The 7,127-nt window shown below is 64.9% G+C and carries 8 protein-coding genes; 3 read left to right on the forward strand and 5 right to left on the reverse strand.

Going from position 1 to position 7,127, the window contains the following annotated elements; all coding sequences use genetic code 11:
- Nucleotides 1–141: 141 nt before the first annotated feature.
- Nucleotides 142–1,119 (reverse strand): alpha/beta fold hydrolase, encoded by a 978-nt coding sequence (locus K206_RS0116160; protein ID WP_029043702.1) that lies wholly within the window; start codon nt 1,117–1,119, stop codon nt 142–144.
- A 68-nt stretch (nt 1,120–1,187) separates the two neighbouring features.
- On the opposite strand from K206_RS0116160, the gene K206_RS0116165 reads away from it, so the two are divergent.
- Nucleotides 1,188–1,619 carry an Rrf2 family transcriptional regulator gene (locus K206_RS0116165; protein ID WP_020203433.1) on the forward strand — a complete coding sequence of 144 codons (432 nt, stop codon included), beginning with the start codon at nt 1,188–1,190 and terminating at the stop codon, nt 1,617–1,619.
- Nucleotides 1,620–1,738: 119 nt separating this feature from the next.
- On the opposite strand, the gene K206_RS41630 is transcribed toward K206_RS0116165, so the two are convergent.
- The 4 genes from K206_RS41630 to K206_RS0116180 all read right to left on the reverse strand — a co-directional run bounded on the left by K206_RS41630 (nt 1,739) and on the right by K206_RS0116180 (nt 4,334).
- Complete coding sequence (locus tag K206_RS41630; RefSeq protein ID WP_081651421.1) at nt 1,739–2,062, reverse strand: hypothetical protein; 324 nt, start codon at nt 2,060–2,062, stop codon at nt 1,739–1,741.
- Nucleotides 2,063–2,455: 393 nt separating this feature from the next.
- Entirely contained in the window at nt 2,456–3,418 is a 963-nt protein-coding gene (locus tag K206_RS0116170; protein ID WP_020203434.1) for a GlxA family transcriptional regulator, read from the reverse strand.
- An 83-nt stretch (nt 3,419–3,501) separates the two neighbouring features.
- Nucleotides 3,502–3,918: a DUF2269 family protein gene (locus K206_RS0116175; protein WP_020203435.1), complete on the reverse strand. Its 417-nt coding sequence runs from the start codon at nt 3,916–3,918 to the stop codon at nt 3,502–3,504.
- Nucleotides 3,915–4,334: a DUF3817 domain-containing protein gene (locus K206_RS0116180; protein ID WP_081651422.1), complete on the reverse strand. Its 420-nt coding sequence runs from the start codon at nt 4,332–4,334 to the stop codon at nt 3,915–3,917. Before K206_RS0116180 ends, K206_RS0116175 begins: the two co-directional genes overlap by 4 nt.
- 218 nt (nt 4,335–4,552) lie before the next feature.
- Here K206_RS0116180 and K206_RS0116185 point away from each other — a divergent pair, with 218 nt between their 5' ends.
- Nucleotides 4,553–5,806 carry an efflux RND transporter periplasmic adaptor subunit gene (locus tag K206_RS0116185; protein ID WP_020203437.1) on the forward strand — a complete coding sequence of 418 codons (1,254 nt, stop codon included), beginning with the start codon at nt 4,553–4,555 and terminating at the stop codon, nt 5,804–5,806.
- A gap of 42 nt (nt 5,807–5,848) precedes the next feature.
- Nucleotides 5,849–7,127: efflux RND transporter permease subunit (locus tag K206_RS0116190; protein WP_020203438.1), on the forward strand; the 1,279-nt coding region annotated here is incomplete at its 3' end.

The raw sequence follows: 7,127 nt of genomic DNA on the forward strand, positions 1-7,127 counted from the left end.
AAGATCGGCATGATAGCCGACCGGACGCGCGGGGCCGTCTCTTTTCGGGCCGCGCGCGAGCAGACGGCCGATTGCGAACCGCTCGCGGAATTACGAACCGCTCGCGGAGGCAGACAGCGGGCAGGCAGCGGGCAGACAGCGCTACAGGCTGCCGAGAAAGCCGAGCAACGCGGCATTCACCGCGTCCGGAGCCTCCTGCTGCAGCCAGTGGCCAGCGCCCGCGACGACCTCGCATCCGCGCAGGCGGGGCGCCAGCGTCGGCATGGCCGCAACAATGCTGTCCATCCCCGGTATCGCGCGGCCTGTGTCGCGCTCGCCCACCAGATAGTACGCGGGCACCTCGACCTTGATCCCCTCGAAGGCACCTTGCAGCGCCCAGTTCCTGTCGAGATTGCGGTAGTAGTTCAGGCCGCCGCGAAAGCCGCTGGTCTTGAAACCATCGACGACCGCGGCCAGGCAGGCGGCGTCGAGCCAGGCAGGCACGCTTGCCGGATCCGGGAGCGCATCCAGCAGGCCGCCGGCGCGCGCCACCATGCCGAACGGGTTGGGTGTAGCGGGATCGTCGCGTGGTCCGGCATCGCCGGAGGCCGCAAAGTAGATCTTGCGCACGGTCGTCTCTACGTCAAGCTCCAGTTCCCGCTCGGCGACGCCCGGCTCCGCGAAATAGTGGGTGTAGAACATCGCCGCCTCGGTCCGCGGGAACAGCCTGCTGGGCGGCATCGGCGCCCGCCCCATGAGAGGCACGCCCAGCGCCGCCACCGCGCGAAACCGGTCCGGTCGCAACTGGGCAGCCTGCCAGGCAATGGTCGCCCCCCAGTCGCCGCCGACGATGACCGCCTGGCGCTCGCCCAGAACATCAAGAAGGGCGACGAGATCGCCGATCACGTCAAACGTGGTGTACGCCGCAATGTCCGCGGGACATTCGCTGCGGCCATAACCCCGCAGATCCGGTGCCACTGCCCGGAAGCCCGCGACGGCGAGCGCGCTGCACTGGTGACGCCAGGCATGCGACGTCTCGGGGAAACCATGCACCAGCAGCACCAAAGGCCCGGCCCCCTGTTCCGTGACATTCAGGCGAATGCCGTTGACTTCCAGGATGCGTTCGTGGACTGGGTTCATGGATCGAATAAGCGATAGCGTACCGGATCGTATAATACCGTAACTATCAACGTTACGGAAATGCACTCATGGCACAGGACACCCGTCTCGCCCGCTTGTTGCACGTGCTGATCCACATGCATCTTCGCGACGGCACCACCACATCGGAAACCATCGCGCAGATGCTGCACACCAATGCCGTCGTCGTGCGCCGGACCATGGCGTCGCTGCGCGATGCCGGGCTGGTCACATCAACCGGCGGCCGAGGCGGTGGATGGGAGTTGGCCTGCGACCTGAACCGCGTGACTGCGCGGCATGTGTATGACGCCATCGCTCATACCACCGCCTTCGCAATCGGGTCGGCAGATGACAATCCGAGCTGTCCTGTCGAAAAGGCGGTGAATCGACTCATCGAAAGCGCACTGCAGGATGCGGAGGCCGCGCTTCTGCGCACGTTGGGCGCCAGGCCATTGACAGCGCTCGTGCATGGGGTGGCGTCGGTGCGGGGGCGGCGGGGGTAGGTCTGTTGAGGGGGCCGCTGCGGATGCTGGTGGGGGGACTGTCATGGAGGGCGGTTGGCGACCCTTAGCGGACCGTCGCCGCAGGAAACCTAAAGGACGAACGAGAGAAGGACTGGGCGCTACTTTTTGTCGGACCACCCAGTTGCAACGCCATTATGGCCAATGACAACGAAACCACGAAAATCCCGGTCGGCTATGTGGATCTCGCCTTCACCCCAGTGAGCGGCAGCAAATTTAATAGCCTCATCTCTGGCAATATAGCCGCCAAGCTTTCGATGCACTTCGATGAGAACAAAGTCTGCTGGGATAAATCTCTCTAGCAAATGCAGTAGTTCTGGTTCGCGAAGACCATCAGGAGCGATGATATGAATCCATTCTCTTGATGCCGCGTCTACAGATGGAAAATGCTGACGCATAAGTTCGTGAACGCGTCGTGGATTCATGAAGCCCCCCAGGGTAGGCGCGTAGATCTCAGGACCAAGCTTACATTTTAGACTGCTTCTACATAGGAAAATCGATTGAGGCGCTGTAAAACCAAGTGGACAGCAAACCGTCGATGACCGCTCCTGGCCGCAAGACACCCAATCGAATCGCACTTGAAACGCGAAATATCCAGCGAAGCTCAGCGCCCGCCCATCCTCTTCATTACCCCCAGAAGCGTCTGTCAGGCAGACCAATAGCCTTTCCATAGATCGGCAGATCTGGAAGCTTAGGTATCCAGGAACGACAAGTGAACGAAGGCCGAATTGAGCTCGCACGTGGTCTATGCAGCAAATGCTGGCTCCGCACATGAGAATTCTCATCCCAGGATGCTGTTTTTTTCCCTCTTGCGCCCTTCAGGCAGCCATCCGGCGAAGACTCTGCGGCGGGTGGCCCGTGACCCGTATGAACGCCCTACGCATCCGCTCGGGATCGGCAAATCCGACCGAGTAGGCGATTAGCTCGATCGGCTCGGCACCTCGTTCCACTCTCTGGCGTGCTACCTCGACTCGCAGCCGCTCGACGGCCTTTGCGGGCGTCTCGCCAGTTTCGGCCAGGAATGTTCGCCCGAACTGCCGGGGACTGAGGCATGCGACGGATGCCAGTGTCTCGGTGGAGAGCGGCTCGTTCAGATGCTCGCGCATATACGTCAGTACCTCCCGAATCCTGTCCGACTCCGGCTCCATGTCGGCCAGGGCGGAGAACTGGGACTGGCCGCCCGGCCGGCGGTGGTACACGACCAGCGCCTGGGCTACGGCATGCGAGGCCGCATGGCCGAGGTCTTCTTCGATCAGCGCCAGCGCCAGGTCAATCCCGGCGGTCACGCCAGCCGACGTCCAGATATGCCCGTCTTTCGCGAAGATGCGGTCTGACTGCACCCTGGCTTTCGGAAACATGCGCTGCAGCTGGCGCGAGTGCTTCCAGTGCGTGGTTGCGCAACGACCGTCGAGCAAGCCAGCCTTGGCAAGTATGAACGCGCCGGTGCAGACGCTTCCGATGCGCCGTGTGCCGTTTTCCTGGGCGGCGGCCAGGTGCCCGGTGATTGCCGGTAGCCCAGCGGGGTCGTCCGATATCTCGCCACCGACGACCAGCAAGGTATCGAGTGTCGAAGGGATCGAATCGGTAATGACCTTCAGACCGCCGGAGCTTGCGATCTCGCCGCCGGCCTGGGAGACGACGTGACATCGGTATGCCTTGATGCCGGCGTCCAGCTCGGCCAGCTCGAAGGCCGCGAGCGGGCCGCTCAGGTCTTGAATCTGGAAGCCTGGGTACACGAAGAACCCGATGTGCCGAATTGCCAGCGCGGGATCGATGCTCATGCACGTGTCGAACGTCGGGAGAGGCGGGAGAGGACAGCCGTGGCGCGATGCCCGTCGGGCCGGATGCCGTCCTCTCGCACGAGTCAAAATGGCTTCAGCACGGCGAGCATTGCGATGCCGGCGAACCCCGCCAGGAACAACGGGCTCGCCCGCCAAGGTCTTGCGGCGGTCCCGCCGGCGAGGCGGCGAAGTCTTGCGGACTGCATGCCGTGCGCGGCCGCGAGCAGGAGAGCAAGGGCAAGCTTGACATGCAACCACGGGGCGCCAAACCAGCCTCCGGACCTGGCAAGCAGAAAGCCGAGCACCAAGACCAGGAGCATCGCCGGCGTCGTGACCGCCCTGTCCCATGCGCGCAGGGCCGCCGAGATCCTCGCGACGTCCTGGCCGGATCTGGCCGCTGCCCACAGGAACACCGCCACGGTCATCACGCCAGCGGCGAAGATCAGCGCGGACGCCACGTGCAGTGCCTTGAGCCAGGGGTATAGCGCAACGAGACTCATCGGGACGGCTCCTTCCCGAGGCCGGCGATCTTGCGCGAGATGAAAGCCGCATTGAAGAATCCGCCGAACGGCAGGACGGCAACCAGAAACACGCGGATCACGTCGCTGCGCGACCAGCCGGCCTCGGCGACGGCTTGCATGGCGATCCACAGATAGATCAGCAACGCGAGGCCATGTAGCGGCCCCAGGACCTGCACACCGACGGGCCAGCCGCCGAGGTGCTTCAGTGGAACGGCGACGCCGGCAAGAAGAATGAGCGTGGTGCCCTCGATCACCGATGCGAACTCGAGCCGGCGAAGTTGTGCCCGCCGTTGCGTCACTGCCTCGGCATGATTCGGCTCGCCGGGAAAATCCGGTTCCTGGCCACGTAGAGAGGCGCGGCCTGCCAGGCCGGTGCGCGGGGACTGCGGTTCCATGAGGAATGGCTCCTGGTGTCTGGAAGATCGAAACCCTCGTTTTATATCCCGGGCGCGGGTATCGGCGTGAGTGGCAGAAACGACGAATTGTGATTGTTTTCTGCCAAACATCGGCTGACAACCTGGCGCGGCCAGAAACGAGGGAAGTTCGTCCTTTCGCCATCAGGAGGCGTTGGCGAAAATGCCGCTCGACTTGACAACCAGCGACCGGTGATCGGATGAACACTCAGACCAAACTCAACGAACGCGCCGCGTCGCGTTCCAGGCCGCGTCCGGCCGTGTTGCGCCCGGCGGCGATCGCGGGCATCGCCGTGGCAATCGTCGGCGTCGGACTCTTTGTCTTCGCTCGCAAAACGCCCGTCGCCAACGCGGCGATGACGCCGCCGACGGTGTCGATATCAGCGCCGCTGTCACGGCAGGTGAACGAATGGGATACCTACGTCGGCCGCTTCGAGCCCAGCCGCGCGGTAGAGATCCGGCCACGCGTATCGGGCCAGATCACCGCCGTCCACTTCGCCGATGGCGCGACCGTTCGCCGGGGCGAGTTGCTGTTTACCATTGACCGCAGGCCATTCGCGGCGGCCCTCGCCGAAGCCGGCGCGAGCCTGGCAAGCGCGCGCAGCGAACTTGCGCTGGCCCGCGCCGACGCGCAGCGGGCAGACAATCTGGTCGGCGAAGACGCTGTCTCGAAAAGCGAGCTGGACCGCCTCCACGCAAGGGTGCAGGCCGGCATTGCCGCCGTGGCGGGTGCGCAGGCCCGGGCCGACGCCAGATCACTGGATCTCGAATTCACCGAAGTCCGCGCCCCGATTGCCGGAAGGGTTTCATACCGGCGCGTCGACCCGGGCAATCTGGTCGCGACCGGAGAAGGCGGAAGCGGGACGCTCCTGACCACCGTCAACGCGCTGGATCCCATCTACTTCGTATTCGATGCGTCGGAGGCGCTCTATCTCAAGGCGCTGCGCGCGAAGCAAGGCGGCGCGAAAATGTCCGCGATCGAGGTCCGCCTTCAGGACGAAGCCGACTATCGCTGGCGCGGCGCGCTCGACTTTACCGACAACGGCCTGGATCCGCGGTCGGGCACCATCAGGCTGCGCGCCGTCGTGGACAATCCCGGACTGTTCCTCGCGCCCGGCATGTTCGGCAACATGCGCCTGGCCAGCGGCGGCGCCACGACGGCGCTGCTGGTCCCCGACGCCGCCATACAGACCGATCAGGCGCGCAAGGTTGTGCTGACCGTGTCGAAGGACGGCACCGTCGAGGCGAAGCCGGTGGCGCTGGGCCCGGTGGTCGACGGCCTTCGCATCGTGCGCTCGGGCCTGGCGCCGAATGACAACGTCGTCGTCGGCGGCGTGCAGATGGCGGTCCCGGGCAGCAAGGTGCTGACCAGGCCGGGAAGCATCAAGCCCGCGGCGCCTTTGAATCGCTCGCTCACGCCGGCGACCGCCGGCGAGGCCACCTTTGCCTCCTAGGGCAAGGCCCCGGCGGCATCTCCTCCTTAAGGAAAGCACTCCATGCGCCTGTCGCGCTTCTTCATCACACGGCCGATTTTCGCCGCAGTCCTGGCGGTCGTGATTACCATCGTGGGCGCCATTGCCTACTTCCGACTGCCGGTATCGCAGTACCCCGACATCATTCCGCCGACCGTCGTGGTGTCCGCCACCTATCCCGGCGCGTCGGCCGAGACGGTTGCCGAGACGGTCGCCGCGCCGATCGAACAGGAGATCAACGGCGTCGACAACATGCTGTACATCTCCAGCCAGTCCACCGGCGACGGCAAGGTTGCGATCTCGGTGACGTTCAAGGTCGGGACCAACCTCGATGCGGCGCAGATGCTGGTGCAGAACCGGGTCGCCACCGCGACGCCGCGCTTGCCCGAAGAGGTGCAGCGCCTCGGCGTGACCACCCGCAAGACCGCGCCGAGTGCGCTGATGGCGGTGAACCTGGTCTCGCCGGACGGCACCTTCGATCAGGACTACATTTCGAACTACGCACTCACCCAGGTACGCGACCGGCTGAGCCGGATCGACGGCGTTGGCGACGCCATCATTTTTGGCAGCCGGGAATTTGCCATGCGGGTATGGATCGACCCGGACCGGGCGGCATCGCTGAACCTGACCGCCGGTGAAGTGGTCGCGGCGCTTCGTGCCCAGAACGTGCAGGTCGCCGCCGGCGCGCTGGGCCAGCCGCCCAACGCGTCCACCGATGCCTTCCAGCTGAACGTCCGGACGCAGGGCCGATTCTCCGATCCCGAACAGTTCGCCGACGTGATCGTCCGTACCGACAAGGACGGCCGGCAGGTCCGGGTGCGCGATGTGGCGCGCGTCGAACTCGGGGCGGCCGACTACGGCACCAACGCGTACCTGTCCGGCAAGCCGTCGATCATGATCGGCATCTTCCAGCGACCGGGCACGAACGCGCTCGAGACGGGCGAAACCGTCGAGCGCGTCATGCGGGAGACCGCAAAGTCGTTTCCGCACGGGCTGGAGTACCGCATCATGTGGAACTCCACGAAGTTCATCGCCCAGTCCACCGCCGCGGTCCGCCAGACGCTGCTGGAGGCCGCGGTGCTCGTGGTGCTGGTCATCTTCCTGTTCCTGCAGCGCTGGCGGGCGGCGATCATTCCGGTCGTCGCCATTCCGGTTTCGCTGGTCGGCACCTTCGCGCTTCTTGCCGTTGCCGGCTACAGTCTCAACAGCCTGTCGCTATTCGGCCTGGTCCTGGCGATCGGGATCGTGGTGGACGACGCCATCGTGGTCGTCGAGAACGTCGAGCGCAACCTCGGGTTGGGGC

Source organism: Cupriavidus sp. WS, assembly GCF_000395345.1.
GTDB classification, from domain to species: Bacteria; Pseudomonadota; Gammaproteobacteria; order Burkholderiales; family Burkholderiaceae; genus Cupriavidus; species Cupriavidus basilensis_B.